The 20,861-nt window shown below is 64.4% G+C and carries 18 protein-coding genes; 11 read left to right on the plus strand and 7 right to left on the minus strand.

What is annotated here, in order from left to right; translation table 11 throughout:
• Positions 1–170 precede the first annotated feature (170 nt).
• The 3 genes from PHR85_RS05255 to PHR85_RS05265 all read left to right on the plus strand — a co-directional run bounded on the left by PHR85_RS05255 (position 171) and on the right by PHR85_RS05265 (position 2,657).
• A complete protein-coding gene (locus tag PHR85_RS05255; RefSeq protein WP_300051382.1) occupies positions 171–1,145 on the plus strand; it encodes an EDSAP-1 family PEP-CTERM protein in 975 nt (324 codons plus the stop codon).
• Positions 1,146–1,295: 150 nt separating this feature from the next.
• Positions 1,296–1,460, plus strand: a complete 165-nt coding sequence (locus tag PHR85_RS05260; RefSeq protein WP_300051383.1) for a hypothetical protein — start codon at positions 1,296–1,298, stop codon at positions 1,458–1,460.
• Positions 1,461–1,532: 72 nt separating this feature from the next.
• On the plus strand, positions 1,533–2,657 hold the full coding sequence (locus PHR85_RS05265) for an RNA methyltransferase (RefSeq protein ID WP_300051385.1): 1,125 nt from the start codon (positions 1,533–1,535) through the stop codon (positions 2,655–2,657).
• Here PHR85_RS05265 and PHR85_RS05270 read toward each other — a convergent pair.
• Genes PHR85_RS05270 through PHR85_RS05295 form a run of 6 tightly spaced genes read right to left on the minus strand, consistent with a single transcriptional unit; the run spans position 2,543 to position 8,738 of the window.
• Positions 2,543–3,088: a molybdenum cofactor biosynthesis protein MoaE gene (locus tag PHR85_RS05270; RefSeq protein WP_300051388.1), complete on the minus strand. Its 546-nt coding sequence runs from the start codon at positions 3,086–3,088 to the stop codon at positions 2,543–2,545. The two genes, PHR85_RS05265 and PHR85_RS05270, sit on opposite strands and share 115 nt — an antisense overlap.
• Positions 3,089–3,090: 2 nt before the next feature.
• The gene (locus tag PHR85_RS05275) at positions 3,091–3,342 is read right to left on the minus strand and encodes a MoaD/ThiS family protein (RefSeq protein WP_300051391.1); all 252 of its coding nucleotides are present in this window, start codon (positions 3,340–3,342) and stop codon (positions 3,091–3,093) included.
• Between the two features lie 5 nt (positions 3,343–3,347).
• A complete protein-coding gene (gene glp / locus PHR85_RS05280; RefSeq protein WP_300051393.1) occupies positions 3,348–4,688 on the minus strand; it encodes a gephyrin-like molybdotransferase Glp in 1,341 nt (446 codons plus the stop codon).
• A 19-nt stretch (positions 4,689–4,707) separates the two neighbouring features.
• Positions 4,708–6,138 (minus strand): threonine synthase, encoded by a 1,431-nt coding sequence (thrC, locus tag PHR85_RS05285; protein WP_300051396.1) that lies wholly within the window; start codon positions 6,136–6,138, stop codon positions 4,708–4,710.
• On the minus strand, positions 6,138–7,460 hold the full coding sequence (locus tag PHR85_RS05290; RefSeq protein ID WP_300051400.1) for a homoserine dehydrogenase: 1,323 nt from the start codon (positions 7,458–7,460) through the stop codon (positions 6,138–6,140). The genes thrC and PHR85_RS05290 overlap by 1 nt, the downstream gene beginning before the upstream one ends.
• Before the next feature lie 36 nt (positions 7,461–7,496).
• Positions 7,497–8,738: a pyridoxal phosphate-dependent aminotransferase gene (locus PHR85_RS05295; protein WP_300051402.1), complete on the minus strand. Its 1,242-nt coding sequence runs from the start codon at positions 8,736–8,738 to the stop codon at positions 7,497–7,499.
• Between the two features lie 53 nt (positions 8,739–8,791).
• Between PHR85_RS05295 and PHR85_RS05300 the strand changes: the two genes are divergently transcribed.
• From PHR85_RS05300 to PHR85_RS05315, 4 genes are all read left to right on the plus strand, one after another.
• Positions 8,792–9,166: an Mth938-like domain-containing protein gene (locus tag PHR85_RS05300; RefSeq protein ID WP_300051404.1), complete on the plus strand. Its 375-nt coding sequence runs from the start codon at positions 8,792–8,794 to the stop codon at positions 9,164–9,166.
• A 158-nt stretch (positions 9,167–9,324) separates the two neighbouring features.
• Positions 9,325–9,801: a peroxiredoxin gene (locus PHR85_RS05305; protein WP_300051406.1), complete on the plus strand. Its 477-nt coding sequence runs from the start codon at positions 9,325–9,327 to the stop codon at positions 9,799–9,801.
• A gap of 143 nt (positions 9,802–9,944) precedes the next feature.
• Positions 9,945–11,780 (plus strand): PhoH family protein, encoded by a 1,836-nt coding sequence (locus PHR85_RS05310; RefSeq protein WP_300051409.1) that lies wholly within the window; start codon positions 9,945–9,947, stop codon positions 11,778–11,780.
• Between the two features lie 148 nt (positions 11,781–11,928).
• The gene (locus PHR85_RS05315; protein ID WP_300051411.1) at positions 11,929–12,483 is read left to right on the plus strand and encodes a transcription termination/antitermination NusG family protein; all 555 of its coding nucleotides are present in this window, start codon (positions 11,929–11,931) and stop codon (positions 12,481–12,483) included.
• 15 nt (positions 12,484–12,498) lie between these two features.
• Here PHR85_RS05315 and PHR85_RS05320 read toward each other — a convergent pair whose 3' ends face one another.
• Positions 12,499–14,661, minus strand: coding sequence for a YjbH domain-containing protein (locus tag PHR85_RS05320; protein WP_300051413.1), 2,163 nt, complete (start codon positions 14,659–14,661; stop codon positions 12,499–12,501).
• A gap of 278 nt (positions 14,662–14,939) precedes the next feature.
• Between PHR85_RS05320 and PHR85_RS05325 the strand changes: the two genes are divergently transcribed.
• From PHR85_RS05325 to PHR85_RS05340, 4 genes are all read left to right on the plus strand, one after another.
• The gene (locus PHR85_RS05325) at positions 14,940–16,184 is read left to right on the plus strand and encodes a polysaccharide biosynthesis/export family protein (RefSeq protein ID WP_300051416.1); all 1,245 of its coding nucleotides are present in this window, start codon (positions 14,940–14,942) and stop codon (positions 16,182–16,184) included.
• Between the two features lie 126 nt (positions 16,185–16,310).
• A complete protein-coding gene (locus tag PHR85_RS05330; protein ID WP_300051419.1) occupies positions 16,311–18,509 on the plus strand; it encodes a polysaccharide biosynthesis tyrosine autokinase in 2,199 nt (732 codons plus the stop codon).
• Between the two features lie 8 nt (positions 18,510–18,517).
• Positions 18,518–19,795, plus strand: coding sequence for a Vi polysaccharide biosynthesis UDP-N-acetylglucosamine C-6 dehydrogenase TviB (gene tviB / locus PHR85_RS05335; protein ID WP_300051422.1), 1,278 nt, complete (start codon positions 18,518–18,520; stop codon positions 19,793–19,795).
• 7 nt (positions 19,796–19,802) lie between these two features.
• On the plus strand, positions 19,803–20,825 hold the full coding sequence (locus PHR85_RS05340; protein WP_300051425.1) for an NAD-dependent epimerase/dehydratase family protein: 1,023 nt from the start codon (positions 19,803–19,805) through the stop codon (positions 20,823–20,825).
• Positions 20,826–20,861 lie beyond the last annotated feature (36 nt).

Genomic DNA, 20,861 nt, shown 5'->3' on the forward strand with positions numbered 1-20,861 from the left:
TGCAGAAAAAACCAATAAAAATCAATGGTATAGAATTTTTACCCTGAAATTTCTTTACCTGGCACGCATCATGCTTGCTTGCTGAGTGCGGTTAGGGAGGTGTGGGATTCACTGAATTCCGTGCCAATAGGTAGGCCGCAAGCTCTTCAACAATCATCTCGGAGTGCAACATGAACATCTCACGCACAACATTCGGCAAGCCGCTGCTGGCTTCCGCGCTGGCGATGGCGGGTCTGGGTCTGGCAGGTCAGGCGCATGCCGTTGCGGTAGCTTACTCATCGGTTCAGCTGTTTGAGTTCCAGGTACTACCGCAAAACGGAGCAACCTTCACGCCGACCCCCAACGCCCGTCAGACTTCTAGCAACGCTTCTTATCCTGGTTATCCGTCTATTTCTAACACGGTGGGACCGAACCTTCCTGGTGGGGGATCCGATGTGCCACAAGCAAAGTCGGGTCCTGGTTTGTTTCCTGCCGAAAACACCTACTCACCTTCCCCAGTTACTAATGCGGCTTCCTTGACCATCACCATGGCCGGTGCTCGTGGCGATGCCCGAACCGCTGATATTGTCGGTGACACGCCTGATCGTGGTCTGTTAGTTCAAAACGTCAGCGAAGTCAAGCTCGACAATATCTCTGGATCTACCCAAGGCGGTAGCGCTAACACCAACTCCGGGACTTTGGGTATCCTGAGTCTGACTGCACCTGCAGATACGCTGAATCTCTCCTTTGATGCTCTGGTCCGGCGTTATGCCAGCACCACGGAAGCTGGTGAGTATGCCTTTGCTTCGACAAACGTGAGCTTTACCCTGACACCTACGGGTGGTGGTGTTGCAACTCCAATGCAGATGTCGGGTACAGACTACGCCAGGTTGACGGGGCAGTGTGATTCTTCAGCAGGCGAAGGTTCACTAAACTGTGACAGTATGGTGGATCTTTCTTCCGCTGGTCAGTATTTCACTTTGACACCGCTAACTGCTCTGGCTGTGGGTGATTATTCCTTGAGCCTGAATATTGCCAGTAGCGCCAATGCCCGCGATGTGCCCGAGCCGGCCACCATGTCGCTGCTCGGCGCAGGTCTGATGGGCTTGGCTGCCGCCCGCCGCCGCAAGGCCAAGGTCAAGGAGCAAGAACAGGTTCAAGCCTGACAGCGCTTAGCAAAAAACCCGCGCAAGCCCAATGCCAGTCAGTTGATTCTGACTGGCTTTTTTTGTGTGCGCCCAACATGGGCGCACACCTGCGGGTGCAAGTCCCGCCACGCCACCGACCGTTTCAAGTTTTTCAGCTACTAGGAACTGATGGCCCGTGACAAAGCCAGTCTAGACATCTTCTGGCTGAAGGACGAGAGCCTGGATAACCTCGACGATTTGCCGCCGCCAGATGTGCTGCAGCAGGAGATCATTGAGCATCTCGAAGCGGCATTGGCTGCATTCCGAGACGTGGCGGTTGGACTGCGCAACTGAACCCTGTTTGCAATTTATACCGATTTCACTTGATGGGCACAGGCATCCAGTCAGTGCTAGCATTCCCGCTCCATGCAGATCCAAAACATCAGGCAGCGCCTGCGCGCGCTCGCCGCCCGCCCCGTCCACGAAGACCGCATCCTGCGCGCCTGGCTGCAGGCGCGCCCGCTCGACCAGCGCACCAAGCGCCAGTCCGAGCATTACTATCCCGTCAGCCTGCGCGAAGGCCTGCCCGCGCTGCAGGCCGATCTCGATGCACTCGCACGCATCCGCAGCCTGCACCCCGGCAGTGACGGCTCGGCCCGGCTGCTGGTCGAGCTGTCGGATGGCCAGACGGTCGAGAGCGTGCTGCTGCCGCGCGGCGGCGTCTGCGTCTCGACCCAGGTCGGCTGCGCGGTCGGCTGCCAGTTCTGCATGACGGGCCAGAGCGGCCTGCTGCGTCAGATCAGCTCGGCCGAGATCGTGGCCCAGGTCGTGCTCGCGCGCAGCCAGCGCCAGGTGGACAAGGTCGTTTTCATGGGCATGGGCGAGCCCTCGCACAACCTGGACAATGTGCTGGCGGCGATCGAGCTGCTCGCCAGCCATGGCGCGATCGGCCACAAGAACCTGGTGTTCTCGACCGTCGGCGACCCGCGCGCTTTCGAGCGCCTGCCGCAAGGCAGCGTCAAGCCAGCGCTCGCCGTGTCACTGCACACCACCGATGCCAGCTTGCGCGAGCGCCTGCTGCCGCGCGCCCCGCGCATCAGCCCGGCCGAACTGGTCGAGCAGGCCGAGGCCTACGCGCGCGCCACCGGCTACCCCATCCAGTACCAGTGGACGCTGCTCGAAGGCGTCAACGATGGCGACGAGGAAATCGAACGCCTGGTGCCGCTGCTGCAGGGCAAGCTCGCGATGATGAACTTCATCCCCTTCAACTCGGTCGAGGGTTCGGGCTTCCAGCGCCCGAGCGAGGAACGCGCCTGGGAGATGACCCAGGCCCTGCGCCGCCATGGCATCATCGCCTGCCTGCGCGACTCGGCCGGCCAGGACGTGGATGGCGGCTGCGGCCAACTGCGCGCCCGCGCGTTGGGCCAGCAGCCGGATCAGGCGTTGCCGATGGCAATGCCCCAGCGCGCCAACGCGGCGTCGTCGCTCACGCGCGCATCGACCCAGCGCGCGCCCTCGGGCGTGACTTCCTTCTTCCAGAACGGCGCCTGAGTCTTGAGGTAATCCATCAGGAACTCGCAGGCCTGGAAGCTCTCGCCGCGGTGCATCGAGCTCACCGCCACCAGCACGATCTGGTCCTGCGGCTGCAGCAGCCCCACGCGGTGCACCACGCGCGCGCCCAGGATGTCGAAGCGGGTAAAAGCCTGTTCGATCATCGCCTCGATGGAGCGCTCGGTCATGCCAGGATAATGCTCCAGCTCCATCGTCGCGACCGATGCGCCCTCGTTGCGGTCGCGCATCGTGCCGACGAAGGCACAGACCGCACCCACGGTCGGCTCGCCACGGCGCAAAGCTTGCACCTCGGCACTCAGGTCAAAGTCCTCATGCCGGATGCTGACGCTGGCGCGGCGCCCATCCAAGCCGGTACCGCCCCCTTCAACATCGCTGGAGGCATCGGTCTGGGTTGCCGACGGCGTACTCATGCTCAGCCCCCCGTCACCGGCGGGAAGAATGCCACCTCGGCGCCTTCGCGCAAGGCGGCCTCGTCGCCGACCATGTGCTGATCGAGCGAGGCCCGCACGGCGCGGCCACGCGCCAGCGCCTCGGCCCAGACGCCACCGCGCGCGATCAACTCGTCGCGCAGTGCGCCCACCGACGCGGCCTCGGTCTGCCAGCTCAGGCTGGCCAGGTCCAGCGCCTCGCGGATGGAGGCAAAGAATCGGAGCTCGATCTGCATGTGATTCAGCCCAGCAGGGCCGCCAAGGAAATGAAATTGACGCTGTCGCCACGCGCGACGGTGCGACCCGCCGGCAGATCGACCAGCCCGTCGCACCAGGCGACCGAAGTCAGCACGCCCGAGCTCTGATTCGGGAACAGGTCCAGCCCGCCCGCCGCATTGCGGCGCGCGCGCAGGAACTCGCGCCGGCGGTCGGCGCGCGGCCAGTCGAAATGCGCCGGCAAGGCCAGCCCGGGCGGCAGGCCGTCGGCGCCGGGCTGGGCTTGCACGCCCTGCCCTGCGCTGATGCCCTGCAGTCGCAGCAGCAAGGGCCGCACCAGCAACAGGAAGGTTACGAAACTCGACACCGGGTTGCCCGGCAAGCCGACGAAATGGCAGCGGCCCGCCGCATCACCCGGGTCGCCAGTCTGGTCCGATGGGTCCGCCTGGCCCGAACGGGCAATCCAGCCATGCGCAAAAGGCTTGCCCGGCTTGATGGCGATCTGCCACAGGTCCAGGCCGCCGAGCTGCTGCACCGCTGGCTTGACATGGTCCTCCTCGCCGACCGAGACGCCGCCGCTGGTCACGATCAGGTCATGCGCCTCGGCGGCAGCGCGCAACGCCTCCAGCGTGGCCTCGCGCCGGTCCGGCACGATGCCCAGATCACTGACCTCGCAGCCCAGGCGCCGCAGCAGCACGCTCAGGAAATAGCGGTTGGAGTTGTAGATGGCGCCGGGCGCCATGTCTTCAGGTGCCACCTCGCCCGGCATGACCAGCTCGTCGCCGGTCGAAAACAGCGCCACGCGCACGCGCGGGCGCACCGGCAATGCCGCCAGACCCAGGCTGGCGGCCAGGCCCAGCTCGGCCGGCCCGAGCCGGGTGCCGGCGGGCAGCACCGTGTCGCCCTGGCGCATGTCCTCGCCACGGCGGCGGATGAACTGACCAACGGCGGGCGCTTGCTGGAAGCGCACCGATCCGTCAGCCTGGGGTTCAGCCTCCTCCTGCATCACCACCGCGTCGGCACCAGCAGGCAGCGGCGCGCCGGTGAAGATGCGCGCCACGCTGCCGGGCTGCAGCACCAAGCCGAAATGGCCGGCCGGGATGCGCTGCGACACCGCCAGGGCCTGGCCGGCCGCGATCGCAGCCGCCACCTCGGCGCTGTTGACCGCGTAGCCATCCATCGACGAGTTGTCGAAGCCCGGCACGTCCAGCCCGGACCGGATGTCCTGCGCCAGCACGCGGCCGTCGGCCTCCAGCGTGGCCACCGACTCCTGGCCCGCCAGCGGCTGCGCCGCGCCCAGCAGCTGGGCCAGCGCATCCTCCAGGCTCATCAGGCCAGTACGGCGGGGGGCTTCGGTGTGGCTCATGATGATGACGGCTCCGCGCTCAGTCGGCGCAATGTTCGGCGATATAGGCCTTGACCTGCGCGACATCGGCCGGCATCACCAGCACGCGCTTCGGCAGCGCCTCGATGCCCTCGAACTTCGCGGGACGGTTGGGCTCCTGGCCCAGCGCCTCGACGATGGTGGCGGCAAACTTGATCGGCAGCGCCGTTTCCAGCACGATCATCGGCACGCCCGCCGTCAGATGCTCGCGCGCCACCTTGACGCCATCGGCGGTGTGGGTGTCGATCATCTGGCCGAAACACTCGTGGGTATCACGGATGGTGTCCAGCCGGTTCGCGTGCGTGCTCTTGCCGCTGACAAAGCCGTAGCGCTGGGCAGCCTGCGCGAACTGTGGGTCGGCGCTCAGGTCGAAGCGGCCGTCGCGGTTCAGCGCGTCGCCAAACAACGCCTTGACGCGCGCGCCATCGCGGCCCAGCAGGTCGAACACGAAGCGCTCGAAGTTGCTCGCCTTGGAGATGTCCATCGACGGGCTCGAGGTCTCGAAGGTGTCGGCGCTGCCGCGCACGCGGTAGACCCCGGTGCGGAAGAACTCGTCGAGCACGTCGTTCTCGTTGGTCGCGACCACCAGCTGGTGGATCGGCAGGCCCATCATGCGCGCGACATGTCCGGCGCAGACGTTGCCGAAGTTGCCGCTCGGCACCGCGAAGCTGACCTGCTGCGCGTTCGATTCGGTCGCGTACAGGTAGCCGGCAAAGTAGTACACCACCTGGGCCAGCAGGCGCGCCCAGTTGATCGAGTTGACCGTGCCGATGCGGTACTGGCGCTTGAACTCCAGGTCGTTCGAGACCGCCTTGACGATGTCCTGGCAGTCGTCGAACACGCCGTCGATCGCGATGTTGTGGATGTTCGCGTCGAGCAGGCTGAACATCTGCGCCTGCTGGAACGGGCTCATGCGTCCGTTCGGGCTGGTCATGAAGACGCGCACGCCCTGCTTGCCACGCATCGCGTACTCGGCCGCGCTGCCGGTGTCCCCGCTGGTGGCGCCCAGGATGTTGAGCTGCTCGCCGCGCCGGCCCAGTTCGTACTCGAACAGGTTGCCCAGCAGCTGCATCGCCATGTCCTTGAAGGCCAGGGTCGGGCCGTTGGACAGGGCTTCGATCAGCACGCCGTCTTCAAGCTGGCGCAGCGGGACGATTTCCTTCGTGCCGAACACCGCCTCGGTGTAGGTCTTGGCGCAGAGCGCGCGCAGGTCGTCGGCCGGGATGTCGTCGATGTAGAGCGACAGCACTTCGAACGCCAGCGCGGCATAGCCCTGCTCGCGCAGGATCTTGCGCCAGGCATCGAGCATCGCGCCATCGACCTGCGGATAGGACTCGGGCAGATACAGGCCGCCATCGGGCGCCAGGCCCTCCAGCAGGATTTCGCAGAACCGCTTGCGCTCGGCGTGGCCTCGGGTGGAGAGATAACGCATCAGGCCAGTTCCTCCTTGCGGATGCGAGCGATCGGCGCCAGCACCGTGGGCAGCGCCTGGATCTGGGCCAGGGCGTCGTTCATCGTGCCTTCGCGCGTGTCGTGGGTCAGGATGATCAGGTCGGTCTGGGTCGCGCCCTCGCCGGCCACCTCGTCGGCCTCGCGCTGCAGCACCGCGTCGATGCTGATGCCCAGGCCGGCCAGGATGCCGGTCACCTGGGCCAGCACGCCGGCCTTGTCGGCCACGCGCAGGCGCAGGTAGTAGCTGGTCACGACTTCGCTCATCGGCAGCACCGGCAGGTCGCTCAACTCGCTGGGCTGGAAGGCCAGGTGCGGCACGCGGTTCAGCGGGTCGGCGGTGTGCAGGCGGGTGATGTCGACCAGGTCGGCGATCACGGCGCTGGCGGTCGGCTCGCTGCCAGCGCCCTTGCCGTAGTACAGCGTGGTGCCGACGGCATCGCCCTGCACCACCACCGCGTTCATCGCGCCCTCTACATTGGCGATCAGGCGCTTGGCCGGCACCAGGGTCGGGTGCACGCGCAGCTCCACGCCCCCCTCGACGCGCTTGGTGATGCCCAGCAGCTTGATGCGGTAGCCCAGCTGCTCGGCATACTTGATGTCGGCCGCGCCCAGCTTGGTGATGCCTTCGACATAGGCCTTGTCGAACTGGACCGGGATGCCGTAGGCGATCGCGCTCATGATGGTCGCCTTGTGCGCCGCGTCCACGCCCTCGATGTCGAAGGTCGGGTCGGCCTCGGCGTAACCCAGACGCTGCGCTTCCTTGAGCACCACCTCGAAGTCCAGGCCCTTGTCGCGCATCTCGGACAGGATGAAGTTGGTGGTGCCGTTGATGATGCCGGCCACCCACTGGATGCGGTTGGCGGTCAGACCCTCGCGCAGCGCCTTGATGATCGGGATGCCACCGGCGACGGCGGCCTCGAAGGCCACCATCACGCCCTTGGCCTGCGCGGCGGCAAAGATCTCGGTGCCATGCACGGCCAGCAGCGCCTTGTTGGCGGTGACCACATGCTTGCCGGCGGCAATCGCTTCGAGCACCAGCGCCTTGGCGATGCCGTAGCCGCCGATCAGCTCGACCACGATGTCGATCTCGGGGTTGGCGATCACGGCCCGCGCATCATTGACCACCTGCACGCCCTCGCCCACCACCGAGCGGGCGCGCTCGACATCGAGGTCGGCGACCATGGTGATCTGGATGCCACGGCCAGCACGGCGGGTGATCTCTTCCTGGTTGCGCTTGAGCACGTTGAACGTGCCGCTGCCCACGGTGCCTATGCCCAGCAGGCCGACTTGGATCGGTTTCATTGAATATGTTCCAGTTTCAAAAATCAAAAAAGGGGATCAGGCGCGGTCAGTGCCGTGGCGCTTGCGGAAATTGGCCAGGAAGCGCCCGATGCGGCCGACCGCATCGGTCAGGTCATTCTCGTGCGGCAGGAAGACCAGGCGGAAATGGTCCGGCGTCGGGAAGTTGAAGCCGGTGCCCTGCACGATCAGCACCTTCTCCTCGGCCAGCAGCTCGTAGGCGAACTGCTGGTCGTCGGTGATGGGATAGATCTCGGGGTCGAGCCGCGGGAACATGTACAGCGCCGCCTTGGGCTTGACGCAGCTCACGCCCGGAATCTCGGTCAGCAGCTGGTGCGCCAGGTCGCGCTGGCGGCACAGGCGCCCGCTCGGCGCCACCAGATCATCGATGCTCTGGTAGCCGCCCAGCGCGGTCTGGATCGCCAGCTGACCCGGGGTGTTGGCGCACAGCCGCATCGACGCCAGCATGTTCAGGCCCTCGATGTAGTCGCTGATGCGGCGCTTGTCGCCCGAGATGACCATCCAGCCGGCGCGGTAGCCGCAGCTGCGGTAGTTCTTGGACAGGCCGTTGAAGGTCACGAACGGCACGTCATCGGCCAGCGAGGCAATCGAGGTGTGGACGTTGCCATCGTACAGCACCTTGTCGTAGATCTCATCGGCGAACACGATCAGGCCGTGACGGCGCGCGATCTCGACGATCTGCAGCAGCACCGCGTCCGGGTACAGCGCGCCGGTCGGGTTGTTCGGGTTGATGATCACGATGCCCTTGGTGTGGGGCGTGATCTTGCGCTCGATGTCGGCCAGGTCCGGATTCCAGTCCGACTGCTCGTCGCACAGATAGTGCACCGGCGTGCCGCCCGACAGGGAAATCGACGCGGTCCACAACGGGTAGTCCGGCGCCGGCACCAGGATCTCGTCGCCCGGGTTCAGCAGCGCGTTCATCGACATCGCGATCAGCTCGCTGGCGCCGTTGCCGAGGTAGACATCGTCGACCGTGACGCCGGCAATGCGCTTTTCCTGGCAGTAATGCACGACCGACTTGCGCGGAGCGAACAGGCCCTTGCTGTCGGTGTAGCCGGCGGCCTGCGGCAGGTTGCGGATCATGTCCTGCACGATCTCCTCGGGCGGCTCCAGCCCGAACACCGCCAGGTTGCCGATGTTGAGCTTGATGATCTTGTGGCCGTCTTCCTCCATGGCGCGCGCCTTGTCCAGCACGGGTCCACGGATGTCGTAGCAAACGTTGGCCAGCTTGGCCGATTTCTGGATATGAGGGGCGGGCATGGATCTCGACCTTGGTGAAACCTATAATTTCACCACATTTTCGAGCCCCTCCCATGAAACTGCAGCCCGACCGCTTCGACACCCTGTTCATCAATGCCTACGCAGAGGACTGGATCGCCGTCAGCGGCGAGAAAAAACACCACAGCGTGGTGGTCAGCTCGCAGGGCCAGTGCAGCGACTGGTCATGCCGCAGCTTCGCCGAGCTCAGCCAGGACCATTTCGACCGCCTGGCGGCCGACCGGCCTGAAGTCGTGATCTTTGGCAGCGGCGCCAAGCTGCGCTTCGTCTCGCCCGCGCTGCTGCGCGGCCTGATCGAACGCGGCATCGGCGTCGAGACCATGGACACCGCCGCCGCCTGCCGCACCTACAACATCCTGGCCCAGGAAGGCCGGCGCGTGGTCGGCGCCCTGCTGCTCGCATCGGCCTGAAGCAAAGCAGAGCCCTTACCCCCGGGGGATGGTCCGCTTCGGGGTAAAATGGCGGGCTGATTCCCGTAGCCGTGCACATGCGCCGGACCCCAGACAAGGTCCGTCCACCTGTGCACGGCGGCATGTTACCTTACTCGATCCAAGCAGGGAGCCGAACAATGGCCGTTGTCGTCAATAAACTTATTCCTGAATTCGAAGCCAACGCGACCGGAGGCGTCAAGGTCACCAACCAGTCGCACAATGGCCAGGTCATGGTGCTGTACTTCTACCCCAAGGACAACACTCCCGGCTGCACCACCGAAGCCCTGCAGTTCCGCGACCACTACCCGCTGTTCGTCGAAGAAGGCGCCGTCGTCTTCGGCGTCTCGCGCGACAACATGAACTCGCACAACGAGTTCAAGCAAAAGCTGGAACTGCCGTTCGAGCTGATCGCCGACACCGAAGAGAAGATGTGCCACATGTTCGGCGTGGTCAAGAACAAGATCATGTACGGCAAGAAGGTCAAGGGCATCGAACGCAGCACCTTCCTGATTGGCGCCGACGGCCAACTCAAGCAGGAGTGGCGCGGCCTCAAGGTCCCCGGCCATGTCGAGGAAGTGCTCGCCGCCGTCAAGGCACTCAAGCAGCCGGCCTGAACCCGCTGCCGACGGCTGCCAGCCGTCACGGTGCTGGTGCATAATGGTTCGCATGCTTCAAGGCGTAGTACCCAGCTTTTTTGCCACCCCACCCTCCCTAGCCGCCCGGTGATCCTGGCGGCTTTTTGCTTTCTGGTCCGACCATGCCCCTGCCCCCCGCTCCCTCCCGCAAAGCCGCCCGCGTCCCCACCGAGGCCTTCGAGATCAAGGCCAGCCGCAAGGCCGTGGCCAGCGCCAAGACAAACGCCAGGTCCAGCGCCACCGACGAGCTCGACGCCAGCCCTGAAGTCCTGGACAGCGCCGTGCTGACAGCCACCAGTCCGGCCCCCAAGCCCGCGCGCAAGACGGCGGCACGCAAGAAATCCGCTGTCGTGGCGGATATCGTGGCTGTCTTGCCCGCAGCGGAGGTCGCGGCACCGGTGGCAGCCGAGCCGGTCACGCTGGTCGTGGCGGCAGAACCAACCGAACCGGCCGCCCCCGTCAAGCCCGTCAGATCCGCACGCCCGGTCGCGGCCAAGACCAAAGCCGGCCAGGCCAGCGCCCAGCACGCCGTCTCCGACGCGCCCCAGGCCACCCCGCGCCAGGGCCGCGCCGCCTCCTGCCTGTTCGTGCTCGACACCAATGTGCTGATGCATGACCCGATGTCGCTGTTCCGCTTCGAGGAGCACGACATCTACCTGCCGATGGTCGTGCTCGAAGAGCTCGACGGTCACAAGAAGGGCATGACCGAAGTCGCCCGCAACGCGCGCCAGGTCAGCCGCTCGCTCGACCAGCTCGCCGCCAAGAGCGGGGGCGACATCGCGCTGGGCCTGCCCCTGGCCGCCATCGGACACAAGGAAGCCACCGGCCTGCTGCTGTTCCAGACCGAGCCGCTCGACGTCACGCTGCCTGCGCTGCCGCAGGGCAAGGCCGACAACCAGATCCTCGGTGTGGTACAGGCCCTCATGAAGCGCTACCCCGAGCGCGGCGTGGTGCTGGTGTCCAAGGACATCAACATGCGCGTCAAGGCCCGCGCGCTCGGCATGCAGGCCGAGGACTACGAAAACGACAAGGTCCTGGGCGACGACGAACTGCTGTACTCGGGCGCGCTGGCGCTGCCAGCCGACTTCTGGACCCACCAGAGCAAGAAAGTCGAAAGCTGGGCCCAGGGCCCCTATACCTTCTACCGCATCAGCGGTCCAGTCGCCGAGCAGATGAACCTCAACCAGTTCGTCTACTTCGAAGCCCCTGGCGAACCCTCGCTGTACGCCCGCGTGACCGAGGTACGCGGCAAGACCGCCGTGCTGCGCACGCTCAAGGACTTCGGCCACCTCAAGCATGCCGTCTGGGGCGTGACCAGCCGCAACCGCGAGCAGAACTTCGCGCTCAACCTGCTGATGGACCCGGAAGTCGACTTCGTCACGCTGGCCGGCACGGCAGGCACCGGCAAGACGCTGATGGCGCTGGCCGCCGGCCTGACCCAGGTGCTCGACGAGCGCCGCTACACCGAAATCATCATGACCCGCGCCACCGTCAGCGTGGGCGAGGACATCGGTTTCCTGCCCGGCACCGAGGAAGAGAAGATGGGTCCCTGGATGGGCGCGCTCGACGACAACCTCGAATTCCTGGCCAAGGGTGAAGGCGGCAACGCTGGCGAATGGGGCCGCTCGGCGACCAACGAGCTGATCCGCAGCCGCATCAAGATCAAGAGCCTGAACTTCATGCGCGGGCGCACCTTCATGAACAAGTACGTGATCATCGACGAGGCGCAGAACCTGACCCCGAAGCAGATGAAGACGCTGATCACCCGCGCCGGCCCCGGCACCAAGATCATCTGCATGGGCAACCTGGCGCAGATCGACACCCCCTACCTGACCGAAGGCAGCTCGGGCCTGACCTACGCGGTCGACCGCTTCAAGGGCTGGCCGCATGGCGGCCACATCACGCTCGCGCGCGGCGAACGCTCGCGACTGGCCGACTACGCCAGCGACGTGCTCTGAACAGAGCACTCATTCCACGAAATTGCACAACCCGGGTCCCCCCGGGTTTTTTTCGCCTGGCCGGCCAGGGTCATGACTGCGATGACGGCGACCCGCGAGACCGTAGAATCACGGCTCAGAGTGACACCCATGCCACCGCAGGAAGGCCATGACAGACAGCAAGACGCAACACCCCGTCCTCGATGCGACACAAGAGACGGACTGGTTCCTCGCCTACAGCAAGCCCCAACTGGAGGATGTCGCCCTCGAGAACCTGCTCAAGCAAGGCTTCGAAGCCTGGTGCCCCAGCATCAAGAAGGTCGCCGGCAAGCGCCGCAGCCAGGCCGCAGCTCAGCTGTTCGACCAAGAGGTTCTCTTTCCGCGCTACATCTTCTTTCGCCCGGCACACGCGCGGCAGTCGATCACCACCGTGCGTTCGACGATCGGCGTGAACAACCTGGTGCGTTTCGGCATCGAATTCGCTCATCTATCGCACGCCAAGGCAGTCCAGATCGCGCGCTGGGTCCAGCAACAACAGGGCCTGGGTGCGGCCGAACTCATGGGCCTCAAGCCCGGCTCGCAGGTCAAGGTCAACGCCGGCCCGCTCAAGGGCCTGGACGCGCTGGTGCGCATGACCGCGCAGGACCGCGTCGTCGTGCTGCTGCAACTGCTGGGCAAGGACCACGAGGTCGCCATTCCTTACACCGATCTGACTCCCCGGTAAGCCCGGAGAATCCGTTCAACGCTGCGTCGCCAGCTGTTCGCTCAGCACGGCGCGCAAGCGACGGTACTGCGCCAGCAAGTCGGACTGACCATTGCGGTCATGGTCGCTCACGTCACTCATCACGCCATGGCGTACGCGCGGAATTTCACCGTAGCCATAGGCCAGGCTGTTGTCATTCTCGCCCACCTTGGTCTCAAGACCCAGCACCAGCCGGTCGGCACCGCGCACGGTGACCGGACCAACCGCATAAGCCGCCTTTGGCCCCAGAGGAAAGCTGAGGCTGAAGCCCACGAACTTGCGCTGCGCCGCCTGGGGCGTACTACCGGCATCAATCTGGCTGTCACGGTAGTAGAGCTTGAACAAGGTGTCGCCAAACCAGTGATTGGACGCCAGCCGGTAACCCTTGTCGCCCCCCAGGAAGCGGCCCGCCGTGGCCTCCAGCTGCCAGACCCCTGGCACCAGGCTCCAGCGTGCGCTGCCCAGCAAGGGATTCTGACGCTCGTGGGTCGTATCGTGCTGGAAAGCGCCAGCCGTCGCGCTCAGGCGTAGCCGACCGTCATCATTCATCCACACCGCATCGACCATGCCCCCCTTGTAGCGGCGGTCTATGTAGCCCGCGCTGGCCTGTGCCGCCACGCCATGGGGCAGCGGTTTCCACCAGCTCAACAGGCTGCTATCCAGACCCAGCTTGGGATGACGATTAGCTGCAAACGGCTCACCATCGTCATAGTCGTCAGAATGCGCCACTGGCGTCGACAGCACGCCCTGCCAGAACAGGCCCGGGGCCAGGTTCACCTCGGCGCCCACTTCCAGCGCCGCCGAATAGTCCAGCAAACCCAGCTCGGTGCCCACGTTGTAGCGCAAGCCAGGGCCGATCTCGAACTGCGGCATCCAGGCCGGGCCGCCATTGGCTCGCGCTTGCGCGTCTGATGCCTGGCGCATGCGCGCCTCGACGCCGGCCAGTCTCGGACCCAGCCCTTCACGATCACGGCTCAATTGCAGCGCCCGGCCATAGGCCAGGCCGGACTGCGGGCCCAGCTCACAGCGGGTCCAGCCCTCGCGCCAGCCCTCCAGGCAGCGTGCGCTGGTGTAGGCGTGCAGTACCGGCTCGCGCTGCCAAGTCAGGGTCAGCAGCAGCTCGTCAGCCGGGCGGCTGCCACTGGCCTCCCCCCCCTGCTGCCTGAGCCAGGCAGCCAAGGCCACCCCCATCGCCTCGATCTGGCTCTGGCGCCAGCGACGGGACTCGGCGCGCACGCTCCATAGCGCGGGCTGCATCGCCGTCGCAGCCCAATACCGCACCTCGACCTGAGCAAAACCGCGCTCGACCAGCCCCTGAGCCACCGATTCGGCCGTGGGGACCGCCACAGGCACTGTCGCCAGCTCAGCGGAAGGCGCAACAGATGCGGAGGTGTCAGCCGACAGCGGTGCCGCCGATGCCAGGGGCGCGCTGGCCTGTGTGGACACAGGTGTGGATGCCGATACCGATGCGAAAGCCGGCGCGACCCTCGGTGCCGACTCGGCCACACGGCCCAGGCTCACATTCAGGACCGCCGAGGCCTGCCAGCGCTTGAGTTCGGTGTCCTGGCTCAAGAGACGGCTCACACCCAGCTGCAACACAGCATCCCGGAACACCGGCAGGCTGTAGTGCAGGCCGGCGCGCGCGTTGCGCGAATCATGCTCGAGCGCGGCACTCCAGCGATCACTCACGCGCAGTGCCACGCTGCCAAACGGCCCATCCATCAGCGCATCAGGCGCGCGCGCGCGGCTGTAACCCAGGCTCAGATCCAGCGGGCCCCAGGTCGAGGTCGCCGCGCCATAGAGCTGCCTGAACTTGGCCGTTGGCCCCCCATAGTCCGTGAAACCCACAGCCACCCGGGTATCAAAAGGCAAGGCCATTGGCAGCTGGTACTTGCCACTCAGCGACAGGTCACGCAAACCATGGCGGCATGCTGGATCGAAGGTACTGCAGTCCACCTCCCCTTCATAAGCCAGCCGACCCACCAGTTCGAGCCCCGGAAGCAAACCGAAACCCGCATTCATGCTACCGAAATGGCCCGCTGCAATCGTGCGTTTCTGCTCCGGATTGTTGTTGCTCAGGCCAAAACTGGCGCCGCCCCAGGGCACGACATCGGCCGTCGGCGTGTTGATCGCGCCGATGTAGCCCGATGGCGAAAGCACGGCGGTCGGCCAGGGTTCGGCACCGGACCAGGCCAAAACAGGCAGCCCTGACAAAGTCAGCACAGTCACAAGCGATTTCAGCATATGAGTTGATTCATTCTGAGTGTTTTTTTCAAGCGAAAAAAGATCATTTATATGATTCATACTATGGGACAAGTGGGGCTAGAATGCGGTTCATGGAACAGCAATTTAACCACGCTGACCATGCGGTAGCCATGGAGAAGGACGTTCATGATGTCCTACCAACAGGCCATAACACCGATCAAATTTAAGCACTTATGTCCCACATATCCGGCGACAGCCAAGAGCCCCAGTTCCAGCGCAGCGCCCAAGGTCTGGGCTTGAGCCTCCTGATCGCAGCCACGCTGAGCGGATGCGCCTGGGCTCCCGGCCTGCACATGTCGGGCGCGGCCGACCAGGAAGCTGGCAGGCGCACCACCCTGCTCACGCTGTTGAACCAGCCGGCGGAAGACGACACCCCGCCACCCGGCGCGCTGACCGAGATCACGCCGCAACTCATCCGCCAGCAACGGGCCATCCAGGAAATCCACTCCGTCGAGCAGGTCAAGCACCTGTTCGGCAAACCACAGCCCTACCGAATAGGCCCGGGCGACGTACTCAACATCGTGGTCTGGGGCCACCCCGAATTCGCCATGGCTTCGGCAGCGGGCGCAACACCCGGCGGCATGGGCGCTCCCGCCTATCAGCCAGGCGTCACGGGAGCGCCCGAGACCGGCGCCACTTCCCTGGGCGGCCAGTACGTCAGCGCCGAAGGCACGATCCAGTTCCCCTATGTCGGCAGCCTGGAGGTCAAGGACCTGAGCGAAGCCGAGGCCCGCGATGCCCTGGTCAAGAAGCTGTCGCGCTACATCAAGGACCCGCAAGTCACGCTGCGCATCCAGGCCTATCGCAGCAACCGCATCTACATCGAAGGCGATGTGCGCGTTCCCGGCCTGGTCGCGCTCAACGACCTGCCGATGACCCTGCCCGAGGCACTGGCGCGCGCCGGCGGCCTGCTGCCCTCGGCCGATCGGTCGGCCATCAGCATCACGCGCGGCGACAAGACCACCGTCGTCAACCTGCAGAAGCTGACCGAGGAAAACATCAACCCCAACCAGATCCTGCTGGCTGCCGGCGACATGGTGCGGGTGCTGGGACGCGAAGACGCCAAGGTCTACGTGCTCGGCGAAGTCACCGCGCCCAGGCCAGTGCCGATGCGCTACGGCAAGCTCACGCTCAACGAGGCACTGGGCGAAGCCATCGGCATGAGCCAGATCAGCAGCGACCCGAGCCAGATCTACGTCATGCGCAACGAAAAAGGCGACCAGCCCGAGATCTACCACCTCAACGCCTCAACGCCTTACAACTACATCCTGGCCGAAGGTTTCCAGCTCAGGCCACGTGACGTGGTCTACGTCGATCCGGCATCCATCGTGCGCTGGAACCGCGTAATCAGCCTGCTGCTGCCCAGCGCCGGCGCCCTCACCACCACGCGCAGCGCCGTCAACCCGACCAATCGATGATGCGCATCCTCACGCTCTGCGTGGGCAGTGTGACCGACCGCTCCCATCGCATCCGGAAACTCAGCTGAGACATCCCACCAAATGACCTCGATTCAAGCGGCTCAAGCCCCTGTTCCCGCCGCCCCCATGGCCGAAGAAAGCAGCTTCAACCCGATCGAACTGCTCGACTTGGTGCTTGAGCAGAAATGGGTGATTGCCGCTGTCACGGCCGTCGGCCTGGCCGCCGGCTTCGTTCAATCCAAGCTGGCCGTGCCGATCTACGAAGCCAGCACCCTGATGCAGATCGAGGAACAGGGCAGCAGTCTGGGGCCGATGTTCGGCGGCGAGGGGAAAAATTCGACGGCGACCGAAATCGAGATCATGCGCTCGCGCTCAGTGATAGGCCAAGCCGTCAACAACCTGGTACTGGACCTCAGCGTGCAACCCAAGTATCTGCCGGTGGTGGGCAACTGGCTGTCGCGCATTTCCAGTCAACCCTCCAGCCCGGGTTTTCTGGGTTTCAACGGCTATGTGCATGGCAATGAAAAGCTTGAAATCGAACAACTTGAACTGCCCCCCTCTTTCATCGGCCAAAGCCTTGTCGTGCGCCTGACCGGCAAGGGCTATCTGCTGCTGCGCGAAGACGGAGGACAAATCGGCCAGGGCGAAATCGGCAAGCCGCTGAGCTTCGACTATCTTGGCGAGCGCGGCACCCTGCTGGTCAAGTCGGTCATCGGGCGGCCCGGCGCCGAGTTCATCGTCAAGCGCGAATCCCATCTGGCGGTGACCCAGGAGATCCAGAACAACCTGCGAGTCGTCGAAGTGCGCAGCGGCACCGGCATCATCACGGCGAACCTGGAAGACCCCGATCCCGCAAAAGCCGCCAAGGTGCTCAACGAGATCGCCAGCATCTTCGTCAGCAACAGCACCAAGCGCAAAGCCGCCGAAGCCGAGAAATCGGTCGAGTTCCTCGGCGAATTGCTGCCACAACTGCGCAAGGAAGTCGAAGCCAACGAAGACAAGCTCAACAAATACCGCATCGAACGCGGCATCTTCGAACTCAGCGAAGACGCCAAGGACCTGATGCAGCGAAGTGCCAGCCAACGCATCCTCCTAGTCCAACTGCAGCAAAAACGCAAGGAACTGGAAAAGCTCTACACCGATGAGCACCCGGCCATGCAGACGCTGGACAACAAGATCAAGGAATTGTCCGCCCAGATCGGCAAGATCGAATCCGCCGCCAGGAACCTTCCCGCCGTGCAGCAGGAAATGCTGACGCTCGAGCGCGAAGTCAAGATCAGCGACGGCATCTACACCCGCCTGCTCGAAACCTATCACCAGCTGCGCCTGACCAAGGAAGGCAAGCTCGGCAACGTGCGCGTGGTCGACCCGGCACTCAAGCCGCAAACATCGAGCAAACCCAACCGCCCGGCCATGATAGGCATCGGCGCCGCCATCGGGCTGGCACTGGGCCTGGGCCTGGCATTCCTGCGCCACCGCCTGCGCCCCGGGATACAGCACGCCGACGAACTCGAGCAAAAACTGGGCCTCAATGTTTTCGCCACCGTCCCCTTCAGCCCGATCCAGGGCCTGCTGGCACAGGCGATCAAAGCCAAGCAACCCGGCCAGCACCTGCTGGCGCTGACCAAGCCGGACGACCCAGCGGTCGAAAGCCTGCGCAGCCTGCGCACCGCCTTGCAGTTCGCGATGCTGGATGCGCCCAACAACATCGTGCTGCTGACCAGCCCGACGCCGGGCATAGGCAAGTCCTTCACCAGCGCCAACTTCTCGACCGTGCTGGCCGCTGCCGGCAGGCGCGTGCTGCTGATCGATGCGGACATGCGCAAGGGCCATATGCACAACATCTTCGGCCAGCCGCGCGGCGTGGGCCTGAGCGAACTGATCGCTGGCAGCCAGACGCTGCAACAGGTACTCAGGCAGAACGCCACCCCCGGCCTGGATTTCATCTCCGCCGGCACCCTGCCGCCTAACCCGGCAGAGCTGCTGATGTCCCCGACCACCGTCGAACTGCTCAAAGCCTTGTCGGCCCAGTATGACGTCGTCATCATGGACACGCCGCCGGTGCTGGCGGTCTCCGACACCGCCGTGCTGGCACCGCAAGCAGGCACGGTGTTCCTGTTGGCGCGCGCCGAAGTCACCACGCTGCCCGAAATGCAGGAATCGATCAAACGACTCGAGCAGTCCGGCGCCAGCTTGCGCGGGGTGATCTTCAACGGTCTGGACCTGTCACGCCGGACCAACCGCTACGGCTACCAGTACGGCCACAAGTACGGGCGCTACCGCTACCAGTACAAGGCCTACGACTACAACTCCCCATCGACATGAACCACCCCATGCAACTTGACCATGCCACCCTCGCCATCATCGGCCTCGGCTATGTCGGACTGCCACTGGCAGTCGAGTTCGGCAGACATCGCCCAGTCATAGGCTTCGACATCAACTCGGAACGCATCGCCGAACTGCAGTCGGGCCAGGACCATACGCTGGAATGCAGCCACGATGAGCTGCAGGCCGCCAAGCAGCTGCGCTTCAGCAGCCGACTGGATGATCTGAAGGAGGCAAGAATCTTCATCGTGACCGTGCCGACTCCGGTCGGCCAGGCCAATCGGCCCCTGTTCACACCGCTGGTCAAGGCCAGCGAAACAGTGGGCAAGGTCCTGAAGGCGGGCGACGTGGTGATCTACGAATCCACTGTCTACCCCGGTGCCACCGAAGAAATCTGCGTGCCGGTGCTGGAAAAGCTCAGCGGCCTCAAGTTCAACCAGGACTTCTTCTGCGGCTACAGCCCCGAGCGCATCAACCCCGGCGACAAGGAACACCGCCTGCCCTCGATCAAGAAGGTCACCAGCGGCAGCACGCCCGAGGCTGCCGAGGCCGTCGACCAGCTCTACCGCCAGATCATCGTCGCCGGCACGCACAAGGCCAGCAGCATCAAGGTCGCGGAAGCCGCCAAGGTGATCGAGAACATCCAGCGCGACATCAACATCGCGCTGATGAACGAGCTGTCGCTGATCTTCCACAAGCTCGACATCGACACGCACGAAGTCCTCAGCGCATCGGGAACCAAATGGAACTTCCTGCCCTTCCGTCCCGGACTGGTCGGTGGCCACTGCATCGGGGTGGACCCCTACTACCTCACCTACAAGGCGCAGCAAGTCGGCTACCACCCCGAAGTCATCCTGGCCGGGCGACGCATCAACGACAGCATGGGCTCACATGTGGCTGACAAAACGGTCAAGCTCATGCTGAGCAAGGGACATGCCCCCACCGACAGCCGGGTACTGATACTGGGATTGTCGTTCAAGGAGAACTGTCCCGACGTGCGCAATACCAAGGTCATCGACATCGTCAACACCCTGCGCAGCTACCACACGGAAGTCGACATTTACGACCCCTGGATCGATATCGATGAAGCCCGCCGCGAATACGATATCGAGTGCATCAAGGAGATCCCGGCAGCAGGCCAGTACAACGCGATCGTGATCGCGGTCGCGCACCGGCAATTCATCGAACTGGGCGAGACCGGCATCCGGTCGTTCGGAGCCCCCGATTCGGTCGTGTTCGATGTCAAGGGCATCTTGCCCATGGGGACAGCGGATGGAAGACTGTAAAACCCCCATGAACCGCTTTGAACAAGTCCAGGCCGAACTGCGCCTGACCCCCAAGACCTGGCTTGTCACCGGCGTGGCCGGCTTCATCGGCAGCAACCTGCTGGAGGCCGTGCTCAAGCTCGACCAGCGCGTGGTCGGACTGGACAATTTCGCCACCGGGCATCAGCGCAACCTGGACGAAGTCCAGACCCTGGTCACGCCCGAGCAGTGGATGCGTTTTCGCTTCATCCAAGGCGACATCCGCGCGCTGGACGACTGCCACCAGGCCTGTGAAGGCGTGGACCATGTGCTGCACCAGGCCGCGCTCGGCAGCGTGCCGCGCAGCCTGGCCGACCCCATCACCACCAACTCGGCCAACATCACGGGCTTCTTGAACATGCTGGTGGCAGCGCGTGACGCCCAGGTACAAAGCTTCACCTACGCGGCCAGCAGTTCCACCTACGGCGACCACCCCGCCCTGCCCAAGGTGGAGCAAAACATCGGCAAGCCGCTGTCACCCTACGCCGTCACCAAATACGTCAACGAACTCTATGCCGACGTGTTCGCGCGCAGCTACGGCTTCAACTGCATCGGGCTGCGCTACTTCAACGTCTTTGGCAAGCGCCAGGACCCCAACGGCGCCTACGCGGCGGTCATCCCCAAGTGGACGGCGGCCATGATCGCCGGCGAAGACGTCCACATCAACGGCGACGGCCAGACCAGCCGCGACTTCTGCTTCGTCGACAACGCCGTGCAGGCCAACTTGCTGGCCGCCACCAGCACCGACCCGGCGGCGCGCAACCAAGTCTACAACGTCGCTGTCGGCGACCGTACCAGCCTGAACCAGTTGTTCGACGCACTGAAGCAGGCACTGGCCGCCAATGGCATTGCCTACGGCAAGAACGCCCTGCATCGAGACTTTCGCGCGGGCGACGTGCGGCACAGCCAGGCGGACATCGGCAAAGCCGAGCGCCTGCTGGGCTATGTGCCCAGATTCGATATCAACCGTGGAATTCTGGCGGCCATGAATTGGTACATCTCAAGAAAATAACCTGATCCAAAAATCCGGCAAAAAGTCAGCAACAAA

The organism is Malikia sp. (assembly GCF_028687635.1).
Lineage (GTDB): Bacteria > Pseudomonadota > Gammaproteobacteria > Burkholderiales > Burkholderiaceae_C > Malikia.

Coding starts and splice junctions, on each gene's coding strand:
- glp (WP_300051393.1), bottom strand. CDS start 4,688: ATGAGCCACACCGAAGCCCCCCGCCGTACTGGCCTGATGAGCCTGGAG.
- thrC (WP_300051396.1), bottom strand. CDS start 6,138: ATGCGTTATCTCTCCACCCGAGGCCACGCCGAGCGCAAGCGGTTCTGC.
- PHR85_RS05305 (WP_300051406.1), top strand. CDS start 9,325: ATGGCCGTTGTCGTCAATAAACTTATTCCTGAATTCGAAGCCAACGCG.
- PHR85_RS05315 (WP_300051411.1), top strand. CDS start 11,929: ATGACAGACAGCAAGACGCAACACCCCGTCCTCGATGCGACACAAGAG.
- PHR85_RS05295 (WP_300051402.1), bottom strand. CDS start 8,738: ATGCCCGCCCCTCATATCCAGAAATCGGCCAAGCTGGCCAACGTTTGC.
- PHR85_RS05330 (WP_300051419.1), top strand. CDS start 16,311: ATGGCCGAAGAAAGCAGCTTCAACCCGATCGAACTGCTCGACTTGGTG.
- tviB (WP_300051422.1), top strand. CDS start 18,518: ATGCAACTTGACCATGCCACCCTCGCCATCATCGGCCTCGGCTATGTC.
- PHR85_RS05300 (WP_300051404.1), top strand. CDS start 8,792: ATGAAACTGCAGCCCGACCGCTTCGACACCCTGTTCATCAATGCCTAC.
- PHR85_RS05310 (WP_300051409.1), top strand. CDS start 9,945: ATGCCCCTGCCCCCCGCTCCCTCCCGCAAAGCCGCCCGCGTCCCCACC.
- PHR85_RS05290 (WP_300051400.1), bottom strand. CDS start 7,460: ATGAAACCGATCCAAGTCGGCCTGCTGGGCATAGGCACCGTGGGCAGC.
- PHR85_RS05275 (WP_300051391.1), bottom strand. CDS start 3,342: ATGCAGATCGAGCTCCGATTCTTTGCCTCCATCCGCGAGGCGCTGGAC.
- PHR85_RS05340 (WP_300051425.1), top strand. CDS start 19,803: ATGAACCGCTTTGAACAAGTCCAGGCCGAACTGCGCCTGACCCCCAAG.
- PHR85_RS05270 (WP_300051388.1), bottom strand. CDS start 3,088: ATGAGTACGCCGTCGGCAACCCAGACCGATGCCTCCAGCGATGTTGAA.
- PHR85_RS05260 (WP_300051383.1), top strand. CDS start 1,296: ATGGCCCGTGACAAAGCCAGTCTAGACATCTTCTGGCTGAAGGACGAG.
- PHR85_RS05325 (WP_300051416.1), top strand. CDS start 14,940: ATGTCCCACATATCCGGCGACAGCCAAGAGCCCCAGTTCCAGCGCAGC.
- PHR85_RS05255 (WP_300051382.1), top strand. CDS start 171: ATGAACATCTCACGCACAACATTCGGCAAGCCGCTGCTGGCTTCCGCG.
- PHR85_RS05265 (WP_300051385.1), top strand. CDS start 1,533: ATGCAGATCCAAAACATCAGGCAGCGCCTGCGCGCGCTCGCCGCCCGC.